At 61.4% G+C, this 13,435-nt stretch carries 17 protein-coding genes; 14 read left to right on the forward strand and 3 right to left on the reverse strand.

Annotated features, from left to right (window positions below):
- Window positions 1-52: 52 nt before the first annotated feature.
- The 7 genes from WDO70_01965 (at window position 53) to WDO70_01995 (ending at window position 4,719) form a co-directional block, all read left to right on the forward strand.
- Complete coding sequence (locus WDO70_01965; GenBank protein ID MEJ0061988.1) at window positions 53-301, forward strand: type II toxin-antitoxin system prevent-host-death family antitoxin; 249 nt, start codon at window positions 53-55, stop codon at window positions 299-301.
- Window positions 301-726: a type II toxin-antitoxin system VapC family toxin gene (locus WDO70_01970; protein MEJ0061989.1), complete on the forward strand. Its 426-nt coding sequence runs from the start codon at window positions 301-303 to the stop codon at window positions 724-726. Before WDO70_01965 ends, WDO70_01970 begins: the two co-directional genes overlap by 1 nt.
- Window positions 723-1,235, forward strand: a complete 513-nt coding sequence (ruvC, locus tag WDO70_01975; GenBank protein MEJ0061990.1) for a crossover junction endodeoxyribonuclease RuvC — start codon at window positions 723-725, stop codon at window positions 1,233-1,235. Before WDO70_01970 ends, ruvC begins: the two co-directional genes overlap by 4 nt.
- Window positions 1,232-2,170, forward strand: a complete 939-nt coding sequence (locus WDO70_01980; GenBank protein MEJ0061991.1) for an NAD(P)-dependent oxidoreductase — start codon at window positions 1,232-1,234, stop codon at window positions 2,168-2,170. The genes ruvC and WDO70_01980 overlap by 4 nt, the downstream gene beginning before the upstream one ends.
- Window positions 2,167-2,790, forward strand: a complete 624-nt coding sequence (gene ruvA / locus WDO70_01985; protein ID MEJ0061992.1) for a Holliday junction branch migration protein RuvA — start codon at window positions 2,167-2,169, stop codon at window positions 2,788-2,790. Before WDO70_01980 ends, ruvA begins: the two co-directional genes overlap by 4 nt.
- Window positions 2,787-3,845 (forward strand): Holliday junction branch migration DNA helicase RuvB, encoded by a 1,059-nt coding sequence (gene ruvB, locus WDO70_01990; GenBank protein MEJ0061993.1) that lies wholly within the window; start codon window positions 2,787-2,789, stop codon window positions 3,843-3,845. The genes ruvA and ruvB overlap by 4 nt, the downstream gene beginning before the upstream one ends.
- A gap of 91 nt (window positions 3,846-3,936) precedes the next feature.
- Window positions 3,937-4,719 (forward strand): hypothetical protein, encoded by a 783-nt coding sequence (locus WDO70_01995; GenBank protein MEJ0061994.1) that lies wholly within the window; start codon window positions 3,937-3,939, stop codon window positions 4,717-4,719.
- Here the strand turns inward: WDO70_01995 and WDO70_02000 are convergent, their stop codons facing one another.
- Genes WDO70_02000 through WDO70_02010 form a run of 3 tightly spaced genes read right to left on the reverse strand, consistent with a single transcriptional unit; the run spans window position 4,720 to window position 6,863 of the window.
- A complete protein-coding gene (locus WDO70_02000; GenBank protein ID MEJ0061995.1) occupies window positions 4,720-5,619 on the reverse strand; it encodes a polyprenyl synthetase family protein in 900 nt (299 codons plus the stop codon).
- A gap of 31 nt (window positions 5,620-5,650) precedes the next feature.
- The gene (locus tag WDO70_02005; GenBank protein ID MEJ0061996.1) at window positions 5,651-5,911 is read right to left on the reverse strand and encodes an exodeoxyribonuclease VII small subunit; all 261 of its coding nucleotides are present in this window, start codon (window positions 5,909-5,911) and stop codon (window positions 5,651-5,653) included.
- 22 nt (window positions 5,912-5,933) lie between these two features.
- On the reverse strand, window positions 5,934-6,863 hold the full coding sequence (locus tag WDO70_02010) for a histone deacetylase family protein (GenBank protein ID MEJ0061997.1): 930 nt from the start codon (window positions 6,861-6,863) through the stop codon (window positions 5,934-5,936).
- A gap of 199 nt (window positions 6,864-7,062) precedes the next feature.
- On the opposite strand from WDO70_02010, the gene WDO70_02015 reads away from it, so the two are divergent.
- From WDO70_02015 to WDO70_02045, 7 genes are all read left to right on the forward strand, one after another.
- Entirely contained in the window at window positions 7,063-7,509 is a 447-nt protein-coding gene (locus WDO70_02015; GenBank protein ID MEJ0061998.1) for an SUF system Fe-S cluster assembly regulator, read from the forward strand.
- A gap of 6 nt (window positions 7,510-7,515) precedes the next feature.
- Window positions 7,516-8,979, forward strand: a complete 1,464-nt coding sequence (sufB, locus tag WDO70_02020; GenBank protein MEJ0061999.1) for a Fe-S cluster assembly protein SufB — start codon at window positions 7,516-7,518, stop codon at window positions 8,977-8,979.
- Between the two features lie 101 nt (window positions 8,980-9,080).
- On the forward strand, window positions 9,081-9,626 hold the full coding sequence (locus WDO70_02025; protein ID MEJ0062000.1) for a hypothetical protein: 546 nt from the start codon (window positions 9,081-9,083) through the stop codon (window positions 9,624-9,626).
- Window positions 9,626-10,366, forward strand: a complete 741-nt coding sequence (sufC, locus tag WDO70_02030) for a Fe-S cluster assembly ATPase SufC (GenBank protein ID MEJ0062001.1) — start codon at window positions 9,626-9,628, stop codon at window positions 10,364-10,366. Before WDO70_02025 ends, sufC begins: the two co-directional genes overlap by 1 nt.
- Window positions 10,356-11,054, forward strand: a complete 699-nt coding sequence (locus tag WDO70_02035; GenBank protein MEJ0062002.1) for an HAD family hydrolase — start codon at window positions 10,356-10,358, stop codon at window positions 11,052-11,054. Before sufC ends, WDO70_02035 begins: the two co-directional genes overlap by 11 nt.
- Window positions 11,051-12,163, forward strand: coding sequence for a Fe-S cluster assembly protein SufD (sufD, locus tag WDO70_02040; GenBank protein MEJ0062003.1), 1,113 nt, complete (start codon window positions 11,051-11,053; stop codon window positions 12,161-12,163). Before WDO70_02035 ends, sufD begins: the two co-directional genes overlap by 4 nt.
- Window positions 12,160-13,428 (forward strand): cysteine desulfurase, encoded by a 1,269-nt coding sequence (locus tag WDO70_02045; protein ID MEJ0062004.1) that lies wholly within the window; start codon window positions 12,160-12,162, stop codon window positions 13,426-13,428. Before sufD ends, WDO70_02045 begins: the two co-directional genes overlap by 4 nt.
- Window positions 13,429-13,435: the final 7 nt, after the last annotated feature.

A 13,435-nucleotide genomic window follows, 5' to 3' on the forward strand; every position in this document is an offset into this window, starting at 1 on the left:
AGACCTAAACTAATAGAGAACATCTGGATTGATAGAAAAGATGGAGGCGGTGATGGAAGTCAGTAGTTACGAGGTTAAGACCAAATTCGCGGAAATGTTGCGACGGGTCGAGGCGGGGGAGAGCATTACCGTCACCCGGCGCGGCGTGCCAGTGGCGACGCTTAATCCTTTCAAATCCCGGCGTGATGCGGAAAAAATACGCCAGGCCGCCGCCGATATTCATGCCTTGCGCGCGCGGCTGAACTTGCGCGGCATAACTTGGGAAAATGTAAAGACGTGGCGGGATGAAGGACGGCGTTGATGCGCGATTTCGTCCTGGATGCATCGGTTGCCTTGGCATGGCTGCTGCCGGATGAGGCGTGCGCGGCAAGCGTCGGCGCGTTGCTGGACGATGCCGAAAACATCACTCTTGTGGTTCCGGAATTATGGCGGCTGGAGATCGCCAATATTCTCCTGACGGCGGAATGGACCAATCGTTTTCGCGCGCAGGAAATTGATTTCTTTATCGAGCGGCTGGAAGCCTTACCCGTCGCGGTTTGGCGGGACGACATATCCTCCTTCGGCGATGTGATCCAATTGGGCCGCAAGCATCGCCTTACGGCCTATGATGCTTCCTATCTCAATCTGGCGCTGCGGCTTGGTTTGCCGCTTGCCACGCTGGACAAGCCTTTGCGCCGCGCCGCGAACGCGGAAAACATTCCCGATCCGCTGGGGCTGGCGGCATGAGGAATGCGGGCCCCGTCACCATCCTCGGCATCGATCCCGGCCTGCTGCACACCGGCTGGGGCGTGGTGCGCGCCGAGGGCAACAGGCTGAGTTTCGTCGCGGCGGGCACCATCGATCCGTCCGCCGGGCTCCCGATGGCGGCGCGGCTCGCGGCGCTGGCTGCCGGGCTTGGAGAGGTTATCGCGCGGCATCGTCCCGACGAGGCCGCCGTCGAGGAAAGCTTCGTCAACGGCAATGCCCGCGCGGCGCTGAAGCTCGGCCAGGCGCGGGGCGTCGCGCTTTTATGTCCGGCGCAGGCTGGCATCCCCGTAGGCGAATATGCCGCCAACCTCATCAAGAAATCGGTAACCGGCTACGGCCATGCCGACAAAAAGCAGATTCAGGCAATGATCGGCATTTTACTTCCGGGCGCGGACGCGGGTATGGCGGCGGACGCGGCGGATGCTCTGGCGGTGGCTATCTGCCATGCGCATCACCGGGGGGCGGAAAGACTTCGCGGGGCGTCATGAAGCATGTGAAACTGCTGTCGCTGCGGAATTTTTCGGACGAGCAAATGGCGAAGCTGAACGCGGCGGCCAAGGTGACGGCTTACCGCGAAAATGTCGCCGGCTATGACGAGAACGAAATCATTGCCCGGCTTGAAGGGGCGGATATCGCGCTGGTGAATCCATCGGCGCCGGTAAGCAAACAGGCTTTGGCGGCAAGACCGGGGCTGCGTTTCATTGTCTCCTCGACGATGGGAATCAATCATATCGATCTGGCGGCGTGCCGCGAGGCTGGCGTCCGGGTGCGCTGGTTCCCCGGCTATTGCGCGCGAACGCTGGCTGAACATGCATTCGCCATGATCCTGATGGGGCTTCATTTCATGATTCCGGCGATCGACAATGTGCGGGCAAAGCGCTGGGATTATCTTGATTTCCGCGCTCGCGAGACGCCGGGCAGGCGGCTGCTGATCCTTGGATTGGGGCAATCGGGAAGTCACGTCAAACAATTTGCCGAAGCTTTCGGCATGGAAGTATCATGGACGAATTCGAAAACTCCGGCCACCGAGGTCGATGCTCTGATCGCCCGCGCCGACGTCATCAGCATGCACATGGCGCTGAATGACGGCACGCGGCAATTCATGGATCGCCGCCGCCTGAATCTCATGAAACCCGGCGTGGTGCTGGTCAATACCGCGCGCGGCGCGATGGTCGAGGAGGACGCTCTGTGGGAATTCATGGAGCGGAATCCCGGTGCGACGGCGTTTTTGGATGTTCTCGAGCATGAGCCGCCCGCGCCGGATCACCGGCTTTATCGGCTCAAGAACGTCGTTGTGACGCCGCATATGGCGTGGCACTCTGAGGAAGGCGCTGCGTTCCTGTGGCGGGCGATTTTCGAGGCTTTGATGCTCGCCATAAAAGACGAATGGCCCGCGAGCGATGAAACGGCGGGGTGGTTATGATCGGAAGATTGAGCGGCATTCTCGATAATATCGGCGGCGGGCAGATTCTGCTCGATGTCGGCGGCGTCGGCTATATCGTGTCATGCTCGGCGCGGACGCTGCGGCAGCTTCCGGCGGCGGGACAGCCGCTGCGGCTCTTGATCGAAACGCAGATGCGCGAAGACGCGATGAATCTCTACGGCTTCATGGAAACGGAGGAACGCGACTGGTTTCGTTTGCTGGTCACGGTGCAGGGCGTCGGCGCGAAAGTCGCGCTCGCCATTCTAGGTTCGCTCGGCCCCGAACAATTGGTCGCGGCGATCACCGCGCAGGATAAGGCGATGCTGACCCAGGCCGACGGCGTCGGGCCGAAGCTGGCCGTGCGCTTGATGACCGAGCTTAAGGACAAGGTGAGCGGATTCGCCGTGACGAGCATCGCGGCGAAATCCGCGCCCGGCGCGATCATGGGCATCGACCAGACGATGGCCGATGCGCTGTCGGCGCTGGTCAATCTCGGCTATCGCCGCGCCGAAGCGTTCGACGCGCTGTCGAAGACGCGCAAGGACATGCCCGAAGCGCGGCTCGATAGCTTGATCCCGGCGGCGCTGCGGCAGCTCGGACGTTCCGGCGAGGCCGCATGAATTCCGTTTCCGCAACACTGCAATCCGAACGATTGGTAGCCCGCGACGCGCAGGATGGCGACGAAACCGGCGCCGCGCTGCGGCCCTTGCAATTGGCCGAGTTCATCGGCCAGCCGGAACTGCGCGACAATCTCTCCGTGTTCATCCAGGCGGCGAAGGGCAGGCGGCAGGCGCTCGACCATGTGCTGTTTTACGGCCCGCCCGGCCTCGGCAAGACCACGCTGGCGCAGATTGTGGCGCGCGAACTGGGCGTCAGTTTCCGCGCCACCTCCGGCCCGGTGATCGCGCGGGCGGGCGACCTTGCCGCGCTGCTGACCAATCTGCAGCCCAATGATGTGCTGTTCATCGACGAAATTCACCGGCTCAGTCCGGCGGTCGAGGAAATCCTCTATCCGGCGATGGAGGATTTCCAGCTCGATCTGATGATCGGCGAAGGGCCCGCCGCGCGCTCGGTGCGCATCGATCTGCCGCCCTTCACGCTGGTCGGCGCGACGACGCGTTCGGGGCTGATCACGCGGCCGCTGCGCGAAAGATTCGGCATTCCTCTCAGATTGCAGTTTTACGCGCCGGACGAGCTGGCGGTGATCGTGGCGCGCGCCGCGCGTTTGCTCGATCTCGATTTGACCGAAGACGGCGCGGCGGAAATCGCCCGCCGCTCGCGCGGCACGCCACGCATCGCCGTGAGATTGCTGCGCCGGGTGCGCGATTTCGCCGCCGTCGCCGGACGGATGCGCGTGGACCGTAAGGCTGCCGACGAGGCGCTGACCCGGCTCGACGTGGATGCGAGCGGCTTCGACGGCATGGACCGCAAATATCTGCGGCTGATCGCCGAGAATTACGGCGGCGGGCCGGTCGGCGCGGAGACGCTGGCGGCGGCGCTGTCCGAACAGCGCGACATGATCGAGGATGTCATCGAGCCTTATCTGTTGCAGGAAGGCATGGTCCAGCGCACGCCGCGTGGGCGCACGCTCACCGACGGCGGCTATCGCTGCCTCGGCCTCGCCCCGCTGGCCGGACGGCAGGGGGATTTGGTGGGCGCAGCGGAAGAAGAGTAAGGCCGTATCTCTATCGGCCGTCTTGTTATATGCCCTGCCGCCATGTTATCTGTAGCTTTCTATATTCAATGCTATTGTAGGAAGTTAGGACATGGATTTTTGCCCATTGCGCCCGCCGTCCCCGCCCGATTTGGGCAAAATTCCCTATAGCGACCTCGAAATCGTCGGCGTGAATGGTTGCGTGAACGAATGCGGCGTCACTAGGCCGACCTACGCATCGAAAGAACTGCTCGTCATTCCGAAAAAACGGGAAGATGACGGGGTGATTGCCAATCCTGACAGCACCGAGCCCCGGCGCTTTCTAGACAGCCATATCGAGCGTGGGATGTGGCCTCTCGAATCGCCGCAGCCCGCGACTCAGACCGTGGGTTATATTGATGCGGAATTCGGCGCGCAATTCCGCGACCTGACGGGCCGGGACTGTCCTGTCTGGCAAGGGCCCACGGCGCGTCTGGCGCGCGAAGTCGATCCACAGCATACGGTAACGCTTCTTCTCGGATCGCAGGCGGATATCACGGGCTACATGAAGCGCATGATATATCCGTTAATGATGGCGTCCATCCATGCTGCCCGTGCCGACGATTTCGCGCGCGCCGACAAAGCGGCGGGATTGGCATTCGTGTCGATAGCCTACGGCGACAGGACGATGCATTTTCAGGCAACATCGCTGTTTTTCGCTGTCAGGCTAGAAATGGGGAAAGTGAAGCCGGACGAACTTGCGCAGAAGTTTCGGGACTTCATCCAATGTGAGCACCGCAATGTTTCTTGCGAAACATGGCTCGGCCGTCTCGACCGCTACAGAAATTTATGGAGCGGGCCGACGAGGCCCGGAGGCAGCGTCGGCAATTCGCCGACTGTCATTTCACAGCCCTAATTAACTCCGCCGTTCCACCACGAACCGGGCGATGCCTTCGAGCGCGACGGCGCGGCCCTGGAAGATGGCGAGATGCTGGATCGCCTGCTGCGACAGCAGCGTGGCCTGCGAGCGCGCCCGCTCGGCGCCGAGGATGGTGACGAAAGTCGCCTTGCCCGCGCCCGCGTCGCGGCCCACGGATTTTCCGGTTTCCTCTTCGCTGCCCTCATGGTCGAGCAGATCGTCGATGATCTGGAAGGCGAGGCCGAGATCGTGCGCGTAGTTGCGCAGCGCCATGTAATGCGAAGACGGCGCGCGTCCCAGGATCGCGCCCGACACGCTGGAAAAGGCGATCAGATCGCCGGTCTTCATGCGCTGCAGCCGCGTGATCGCGCCGATATCGAGCTGGGTTTTTTCCGCGATCAGGTCGAGCATCTGCCCGCCTGCCATGCCGTGCGCGCCCGAAGCGCGCGCGAGTTCGGTGATAAGCTGGCAGCGCACCTTGGGGTCTTCGTGGGTGTCAGGGTCGGCGAGAATCTCGAAGGCCAGCGTGAGCAGCGCGTCGCCCGCCAGCATTGCCGTCGCGTCGTCATATTGCTTATGCACGGTGGGGCGGCCGCGCCGCAGGTCGCTATTGTCCATCGCCGGAAGATCGTCATGGATCAGCGAGTAGCAATGCAGGCATTCGACCGCCGCCGCCGTGCGCAAGGCGCAAGTCTCGTTGACGTTGAACAGGCTCGCGGAACTGATGACCAGGAAGGGCCGCAGCCGCTTGCCGCCGCCCAGCGCGCCATAACGCATCGCCTCGAACAGGCGGCTTTCCGCGAAGCCGGATTGCGGCAACAGCCGGTCGAGCATTTTTTCGATGGAGGCGGCGGCTTCGGCCATCGAGGCCGAAAGGTCGGGGTGCAGGGATGGCATTATGGAATCTTTCGGTTCGTTAGTCGGTTCGTTAGGGGGCAAACGGCTTGCCGGCGACGGCGCCGTCGGCATTCAGGGTTATCTGTTCGATCTTGAGCTGCGCTTCGCGCAGCTTGGTCTCGCAATGGCGGCGCAGGAAACTGCCGCGCTCATAGGCGGCGATGGCGTCGTCGAGCTTGGCCTTGCCGTCCTCGAGCTGCTTGATGAGCTGTTCGAGTTCGGCCAGCGCCGCCTCGAAACTGAGCGCGGCGATGTCGGCAGGAATTATGTCGGCGGCGAGCTTGGCTGGCATGAGGATCTGGTTCGCGGGGAAATTAGGCGCTAACGGCGCTGCTGTTATGCGCGGATTCGGCGGTGTCATCAAGGGCGCGCATATGCGCCGCCACCGAGGCGGCGAGCGCCGGGATATTATAACCGCCTTCGAGGCAGGAAACGATCCTGCCGTCGCACAATTCCTCGGCCAGCGCGGCAAGCTCGCGCGTGACCCAAGCGAAATCCTCCTCGACCAGCTTCATGCCGCCGAGCGGATCGTCGCGATGCGCGTCGAAACCGGCGGAAATGAATATAAAGTCCGGCGCGAAGGCCTTCAGGCGCGGAAAAACCTGCCATTCGTAGGCGGCGCGGAATTCGGCCCCGGCGGTTCCGGCGGCGAACGGGATATTCAGGATATTGTCAAGCGGGCCGCGTTCGTCCGCCGCGCCGGTGCCGGGATAGAGCGGCATCTGGTGCGACGAAATGAACAGCGCGCGCGGCTCGGTTTCGGCCCAGACCTGGGTGCCGTTGCCGTGATGAACGTCGAAATCCACGATGGCGACGCGCTTGACGCCGCGCGTCAGCGCATGGGCCGCGGCGATGGCTATGTTGTTGAAAAGGCAGAAGCCCATGGCCCGGTGCGGTTCGGCGTGATGGCCGGGTGGGCGCAAGGCGCAAAAAGCGCGCCGCGCCTGTCCCGATAAAACCGCGTCGACGGCGGCGATCCCCGCACCCGCCGCGAACAGCGCGGCTTGCGTCGAACCGGCGGACATGGATGTATCCGAGTCCAAAACGATACGCTCTTTCGTTCCTCTGGCGGCAAGGATCTCGTCGATATGCGCGGCGGTGTGCACGCGGGCGATTTCCTGGCGCGTGGCTGCAGGCGCTTCAAGACAAGGGTAATCGGAAAACTCACGGCTTTTCAGGACTTCAAGAACGGCTTCCAGCCGCGCCGGGCTTTCGGCATGGCCGGGTCCCTGATCATGATCCAAGCATGAAGGATGGGTAAAAAGCAGCAAAGGTCAGCCCTTTATAAAAAATTACCCCTTTATCAATAGCTTGTGCGCGGTCAAAAAACAATGAGAACCTGCAAGTGAATCTTAATTGCTTGATATAACAAGGGCTTGACATTAACTATAGTTCGGCCATTTCCATTATGTACTAATTCAGTCCTTAATATTATAATCGCTGATGCTTCGTCTTCCCAAACTAACCGATTATGCCGTTGTCCTTCTGGCCGCCTTGGCTGCGGGCGAAGGCGCGACCGCCGCCGTGCTGGCGGCGAGGGCGGGATTGCCGTTGCCGACGGTTTCCAAGATATTGAAAAGGCTTGCAAAAACAGACCTCGTGAGTGCCCAGCGCGGCACCGGCGGCGGCTATCGTCTGGGACTTCCGGCGGCGAATATTTCAGTTGCCGATATCGTCGCGGCCATGGACGGGCCGGTTTCGCTGACCCAATGCGTCGACGGCCATCACGGCCAATGCGGCGTCGAAAGCCGGTGCGCCATGCGCGGCCACTGGAACAAGATCAACGGCGCGATCCGCGTGGCGCTGGAGTCGGTCAGCCTTGCCGAAATGACTCAAGGACCGCCGATTGGCTGGCCTGCCGATGCGCATCTTTCCCAGCGGGCGGAGTAAAAGAATATGCCAGCCCTCGATACTCTTGAAACCGTCGCCGCGCTCGCCGAGCAGAAATACCGCTACGGCTTCGTCACCGAGATCGAGTCCGATCTCGCGCCCAAAGGGCTGAACGAAGACACGATCCGTTTCATCTCGGCCAAGAAGAACGAGCCGGAATGGATGCTCGACTGGAGGCTCAAGGCCTATCGCCGCTGGCTCAAGATGGTCGAGCCCGATTGGGCCAAGGTCGGCTATCCGAAGATCGACTATCAGGACATCTATTATTATGCCGCGCCGAAGCAGAAACCGAAGCTCGGCAGCCTCGATGAAGTCGATCCGGCTTTGCTGGAGGCTTATGCCAAGCTCGGCATCCCGATCCGGGAGCAGGAAATTCTGGCCGGGGTCGAGCCGACAATCGCCGTGGACGCGGTATTCGATTCCGTATCCGTGGCCACGACCTATAAAAAGAAGCTCGAAGAGCAAGGCATCATCTTTTGCCCGATTTCCGAGGCGATCCGCGAGCATCCTGACTTGGTGAAGAAATATCTCGGCTCGGTCGTGCCGCAGGGCGACAATTATTTCGCCGCGCTCAATGCCGCCGTCTTTACCGACGGATCGTTCGTCTATATTCCGCCGGGCGTGCGCTGTCCGATGGAGCTTTCCACCTATTTCCGCATCAATGCCGAGAATAGCGGGCAGTTCGAGCGCACGCTGATCATCGCCGACGCCGGGTCCTATGTGTCCTATCTCGAAGGCTGCACCGCGCCGAAGCGCGATGAAAACCAACTCCATGCCGCCGTCGTCGAGCTGGTCGCGCTCGACGACGCGCAGATTAAATACTCGACGGTGCAGAACTGGTATCCCGGCGACGAGGACGGCAAGGGCGGAATTTACAATTTCGTGACCAAGCGCGGCGATTGCCGCGGCGCTCGCTCGCGCATTTCCTGGACGCAGGTCGAAACCGGATCGGCGATCACCTGGAAATATCCGAGCTGCGTCTTGCGCGGCGACAATTCGGTGGGCGAATTCTATTCGGTCGCCATCACCAATCACCGCCAGCAGGCCGACACCGGCACCAAGATGATCCATATGGGCAAGAACACCCGCTCGACCATCGTGGCCAAGGGCATCAGCGCGGGCAAGGCGCAGAACACCTATCGCGGGTTGGTGAAATTCATGCGCACGGCGGACGGGGCGCGCAACCATACGCAATGCGACAGCCTGCTGATCGGCGACCAGTGCGGCGCGCATACCGTGCCCTATATCGAATCGCGCAATCCGCGGGCCAGCGTCGAGCATGAGGCGACTACGGCGAAAATCAGCGAGGAGCAATTGTTCTATTGCCGCCAGCGCGGGCTTTCGGCGGAGCAGGCTGCGGCGCTGATCGTCAACGGATTCTGCCGCGAGGTCATGCAGCAATTGCCGATGGAATTCGCCGTCGAGGCGCAAAAGCTGATTGGGATTAGTTTGGAAGGGAGCGTGGGGTGATGTTTTCCGCGCCGCCAATTTATTTTCTCGCTAATCTAAAAGACATCCGCCGGGTGCGTTCCAGCCCTTTATTCACTTCGAAAGAGGAGGCGAACGCAAACATGAAAAGCGCCCTTATGGGCGTTGTTAGAATTTTTATCTTTGACCTTCTTTTCTTAGGGATCGTTTTCGCAGTTATCGTATTTTTGCCGAAATTTTTTCCTGAAAAACTAAGTAACAATACGATGCTCGGATTTACATGGATGTTCTGGATATTTGTGCCTTTACCCCTTTTTATTTTTCTGTTTGGAGCATTTATATCGCCGAGAATTTTCTTTGAGATCACCAACGAGAGAATCTCTGCTTTGTCGGCACCTTTTCGTCTGGGCTTTCTAGGAAAGCAAACGAACTGGCAGAAACCAATCGCTGATTATCAGGGCATACAAATTGTTTCTTGCGCTGATTTTGGTCTTGCCCAGAGTCAACAACGTTTCTCCGTTGGATTTTTTCATGCCGATGAGCCTTATACGATATATCTTCCCTGTACGACCGATAGGGATGAAGTAGAGGCGTTGGCTAAAGGCTTAAGCAAATCAATGGGATTGCCGTTATTGCCGGATGCTGAGGTCGATGGCCGGGGTCGCAAAGTGACTAAGGGAAACGAATAATGCTCAAAATCAATAATCTTCATGCCGCCGTCGATGGCAAGGAAATCCTGCGCGGGCTTGATTTGCAAGTGCCGCAAGGCGAGGTGCATGCCGTCATGGGGCCGAACGGCGCGGGGAAAAGCACGCTGTCCTATGTGCTGGCCGGACGCGAGGGCTATGACGCGATCGCCGGAACCGTGAGTTGGAATGGCAAGGATTTGCTCGCGCTCGCGCCGGAACAGCGCGCGGCGGCGGGCGTATTTCTCGCCTTTCAATATCCGGTGGAAATTCCCGGCGTCGGCAATACTGTGTTTCTCAAGACCGCGCTGAACGCGCTGCGTACGGCGCGGGGGCAGGACGAACTCGACGCGGTGCAGTTCCTGAAATTGCTGCGCGCGAAGGCGAAGGCGCTCGGCATCGGCGAGGACATGCTCAAGCGCGCGGTGAATACCGGCTTTTCCGGCGGCGAGAAAAAGCGCAACGAGATTCTGCAGATGGCGCTGCTCGAGCCGGAACTGTGCGTGCTCGACGAGACCGACAGCGGCCTCGATATCGATGCGCTGCGCGTGGTCGCGGACGGGGTGAACGCGCTGCGCGGCAAAGATCGCGCGATGCTGGTCATCACGCACTATCAGCGCCTGCTGGATTACATCAAGCCCGACCGCGTGCATGTGCTGGCGGGCGGCAGGATCGTGCAGTCGGGCGGGCCGGAGCTGGCGCTGGAACTCGAAAAAAGCGGCTATGCCGCCTATGCCGCGTGAGGATGCCATGAGCGCCGGAAAACTGGTGGTCTTCGACTGGAACGGAACCTTGATCGACGATGTCGATCTCGTGCAGGGCGCGGCGAATGTCATCCTGAAACATTTCGGCCGCGCGCCGGTCGGGCTGGCGCGGTTCCAGGAATGTTTCGACGCGCCCATCGCCAGATTCTATGAAAATCTTGGTTTCCTGGCGCATGAACTCGGCGAAGTTCTGGAACGCACCCAGGATATCTTTCACGATTATTACGAAGAGCGCGCCATTGCCGCGCCGTTGCGGGACGGGGCCGCGCAGCTTTTGCAGTCCGTCAAGCGGACGCCGGGCATGACGATCATCCTGAGCAATCATATCCAGGAGCCGATCCGCCTTCAGCTTGGCCGCTTCGGGGTCGAGAAACATATCGATCATGTGCTGGCTTACGAAAGCCGGGCGACGCAGTTCAAGCATGAAACCAAGGGCCAGAAGCTCAAGCGTTTCATGGAGGAAAATAAAGTCGCGCCGGGAAACGCCGTGATTATCGGCGACACGCCGGAAGAGGCGCATATCGCGCATGAATACGGCATGACCGGAATTTTGATCACCGGCGGCTATGCGTCGGAGGACAGATTGCGAGCGGCCAGGCCGCATCATCTGGTGCATGATTTCGCCGAACTGCATGCCGTGCTGCGCGAGCGGGAGTTCACGGCATGAGCGTCGCCGCCATCATCGCACAATCCAAATCGCGGCGCGAGGCGTGGAAATATACCGCGCTGACGCCGCTCGCCGGAATCGAATTCATGCCCGCCTTGCATGGCGCGGCGATCTCCGGCATGGCGGTGCCGAGCGCGCTGCCCGCCGGAGGCCGCCACCGGCTGGTCTTCGTCAATGGCGCGCTCAGCGCCGAATGGTCGCGGCGCGACGGGCTGCCTGCCGATATCGTGACCGGCGATCCGCTGGAAGGATACGATCTGCGGGTCGAGGCGCAGACCTGCCTGATCGCCGCGCCGCTGGAGGTGGTTTTCATCGCCGCCAAGGATGCCCACGCCCGGCAGAGCATGGCGAAGCTGCGCGTTACTCTCGGGGCCAGCGCGCGCCTGACGCTGATCGAGCATCATGCCGGTTTCGGCGCGGGCGCGGCGCATGCGGCGGTGACCGAAGTATCCGTCGCGCTCGGCGCGCAGGCGAAATTGCTGCATGCGAAATTCCAGGATATGGGCGCGGAGGATTATCATCTCGCCGCGACGAAAGTAGATGTCGAAGGCGGCGCTTATTACGACCGTTTCGCGATGACCACCGGCGCGGCCTTATCGCGCGACGAGGTTCATGTGACGCTCAAAGCGCCTTTGGCGCAGACGCAATTGCACGGCGTCTATCTGCAGCGCGGCGCGCAGCATGCGGACACCACGACGGTCATCGATCACGCCGCGCCGCATACCAGCAGCCGCGAAGTCTATAAGGGCGTGCTCGACGGAAAATCGCGCGGCGTGTTCCAGGGGCGCATCACGGTGCGCCCCGGCGCGCAGAAAACCGACGGCCATCAATTGAGCCGCGTGCTGCTGCTCTCCGATCAGGCCGAGGCCGACGCCAAGCCGGAGCTTGAGATTTACGCCGACGACGTGAAATGCAGCCACGGCGCGACGATTGGGCAATTGGACGAGACGGCGCTGTTCTACCTGCGCTCGCGCGGCATTCCGGAGCGCGAGGCGCGGGCGCTGCTGATCCAGGCTTTCGCCGCCGAGATCATCGACGGGCTGGCGAGCGAGGAATTGCGCGCCTACGCTTCGGCGCGGGCGCATGAATGGCATGGGGGCCGCCCATGAGCCAGAACCAAGCCGCCGAACTTTTCACCTGCGCCGCGCCGCGTGGCTTCGATGCCGCGAGATTGCGCCGCGATTTTCCCGCGCTCGACCAGCAGATCAACGGCAAGCCCCTGGTCTATCTCGACAGCGCCGCCAGCGCGCAGAAGCCGCTGCAGATGCTGGAGGCGATGGAGCGATTCTACCGCAGCGACTACGCCAACATCCATCGCGGCGTGCATGAGCTTTCGGGCCGCGCCACCGCGCAATATGAAGCCGCGCGCGCGTCGGTGCGGCGTTTCATCAACGCGGCGGACGAGCATGAGATCGTCTTCACCCGCAACGCGACCGAAGCGGTCAATCTCGTCGCGGCGAGCTGGGGCCGGAGAAATCTGAAGGCGGGCGACGAGGTGCTGGTCACCGCGCTCGAGCATCACGCCAATATCGTGCCATGGCAGATGCTGGAGGCGGAACTTGGGATTAAATTGGTCGCCGTGCCGATCTCCGACGCGGGCGAAGTGACCATCGAGGCGGTACGCGCCTGCCTCACATTGCACACGAAACTGGTGAGTGTCGCGCATGTCTCGAACGCGCTCGGCACGATTTTGCCGGTCGCGGAGATCATTGCGCTGGCGCACGGGCGGAATATTCCCGTTCTGATCGACGGCTGCCAGGCGGTTTGCCATATGCCGGTCGATGTGCGGGGGCTGGGCGCCGATTTCTATGTTTTCTCCGGCCACAAGCTTTACGGCCCGACCGGCATCGGCGTGCTGTATGGCCGCGCGGAAGTGCTGGCGGACATGCCGCCCTATCAGGGCGGCGGCGACATGATCGAAACCGTCTCCTTCAAGGGAACGGTTTTCAAGGAGCCGCCTTTCCGTTTCGAGGCCGGGACGCCCGCGATTGCTGAGGCCATTGGCCTCGCGGCGGCCATCGATTATGTTTCCGCCATCGGCATGAGCCGCATTGCCGCGCATGAGCAGGATTTGCTGGCTTACGCGACGGAACGGCTGAAGGGCATCGACGGCTTGCGGCTCGTCGGCACGGCGAAGGAAAAAGCCTCGGCGATTTCCTTCGTGATCGAAGGCGCGCATCCCGGCGATATCGGCACGCTGCTCGACAAATACGGCGTCGCGGTGCGCACAGGGCATCATTGCGCCCAGCCGGTGATGGAGCGGCTGGGCCTGCCGGGCGGCACCGTCCGCGCCTCGTTTGGGCTATATAATACGCATGAGGATATCGACCGTTTTGTCGCGGCGCTCAAGGAAGTCCGGGAGATGCTCAGGTGAACGAAGC

The sequence above is a fragment of the Alphaproteobacteria bacterium genome (genome assembly GCA_037200005.1).
Taxonomy (GTDB): Bacteria; Pseudomonadota; Alphaproteobacteria; order UBA9219; family RFNS01; genus JBBCGY01.

Bases quoted from the DNA above. Each gene is read 5' to 3' on its own strand.
- WDO70_02045 (MEJ0062004.1), top strand. From the start codon at position 12,160: ATGAGCCAGAACCAAGCCGCCGAACTTTTCACCTGCGCCGCGCCGCGT.
- ruvB (MEJ0061993.1), top strand. From the start codon at position 2,787: ATGAATTCCGTTTCCGCAACACTGCAATCCGAACGATTGGTAGCCCGC.
- WDO70_01970 (MEJ0061989.1), top strand. From the start codon at position 301: ATGCGCGATTTCGTCCTGGATGCATCGGTTGCCTTGGCATGGCTGCTG.
- WDO70_02035 (MEJ0062002.1), top strand. From the start codon at position 10,356: ATGCCGCGTGAGGATGCCATGAGCGCCGGAAAACTGGTGGTCTTCGAC.
- WDO70_02000 (MEJ0061995.1), bottom strand. From the start codon at position 5,619: ATGCCATCCCTGCACCCCGACCTTTCGGCCTCGATGGCCGAAGCCGCC.
- WDO70_01995 (MEJ0061994.1), top strand. From the start codon at position 3,937: ATGGATTTTTGCCCATTGCGCCCGCCGTCCCCGCCCGATTTGGGCAAA.
- WDO70_02015 (MEJ0061998.1), top strand. From the start codon at position 7,063: ATGCTTCGTCTTCCCAAACTAACCGATTATGCCGTTGTCCTTCTGGCC.
- sufD (MEJ0062003.1), top strand. From the start codon at position 11,051: ATGAGCGTCGCCGCCATCATCGCACAATCCAAATCGCGGCGCGAGGCG.
- ruvA (MEJ0061992.1), top strand. From the start codon at position 2,167: ATGATCGGAAGATTGAGCGGCATTCTCGATAATATCGGCGGCGGGCAG.
- sufC (MEJ0062001.1), top strand. From the start codon at position 9,626: ATGCTCAAAATCAATAATCTTCATGCCGCCGTCGATGGCAAGGAAATC.
- ruvC (MEJ0061990.1), top strand. From the start codon at position 723: ATGAGGAATGCGGGCCCCGTCACCATCCTCGGCATCGATCCCGGCCTG.
- sufB (MEJ0061999.1), top strand. From the start codon at position 7,516: ATGCCAGCCCTCGATACTCTTGAAACCGTCGCCGCGCTCGCCGAGCAG.
- WDO70_01965 (MEJ0061988.1), top strand. From the start codon at position 53: ATGGAAGTCAGTAGTTACGAGGTTAAGACCAAATTCGCGGAAATGTTG.
- WDO70_02025 (MEJ0062000.1), top strand. From the start codon at position 9,081: ATGAAAAGCGCCCTTATGGGCGTTGTTAGAATTTTTATCTTTGACCTT.
- WDO70_02005 (MEJ0061996.1), bottom strand. From the start codon at position 5,911: ATGCCAGCCAAGCTCGCCGCCGACATAATTCCTGCCGACATCGCCGCG.
- WDO70_01980 (MEJ0061991.1), top strand. From the start codon at position 1,232: ATGAAGCATGTGAAACTGCTGTCGCTGCGGAATTTTTCGGACGAGCAA.